1 protein-coding gene is annotated in these 626 nt (G+C 58.7%); it reads right to left on the bottom strand.

Annotation, left to right across the window (positions count from 1 at the left end):
- Positions 1–626: sugar phosphate isomerase/epimerase family protein (locus AC1DVH_RS32410; protein WP_477757212.1), on the bottom strand; the 626-nt coding region annotated here is incomplete at both ends.

Below are 626 nucleotides of genomic sequence, written 5' to 3'. Positions count from 1 at the left end.
GGCGAACACCGAGACGGTGGCAATGCCATCGAACTTGATCTCGCGCAAAGTGCCGAAAAACGCTTCCCAATCGACCTCACCCTGGCCAATGTCCAGATGCTGGTGCACGGTGGCGGTGACGCCCGGCGGGTTGACGATGTAGCGCAAGCCCGAGGAAGCCTTGTGGTTGTAGGTGTCGGCGATAATCAGGTGGCTGAGTTTCGACCCGGCGTACTTGAGCATCGAGGCGATGTCGCCCTTGCCGTCGTCATAGAAAAACGTGTGCGGCGCAGCGTAGAGGTAGTTGATCCAGTCACGGTCCAGACCGCGAATGATGTCCACCGACTCGTTATTGCGCTCGCAGAAATCATACGGGTGAGCCTGGATATCGAGCTTGATGCCCTCGCGTTCGAACTCAGGAATCAGCTCATCCATGGAGCGCATGAACTGGTTCTCGCACACCAGCGGGTTGTCCGACTGGCCGGTGAACTCAGTGTTGACCAGTTCGCAGTCCATCTCCACGGTAATCTGAATCGCGCGCTTCCAGTTGCGCACCGCRGCCACGCGCAAACCTTCGTCGGCGGCAGCCCAGTGGTACATCGGTAGTAAGGAAGAGAGTTTGACCCCGGTGTCGCTCAGGGCTTTGC

This window comes from Pseudomonas sp. P4_C3, from assembly GCF_056402075.1.
This window is presented reverse-complemented; position numbering and strand designations above follow the sequence as displayed.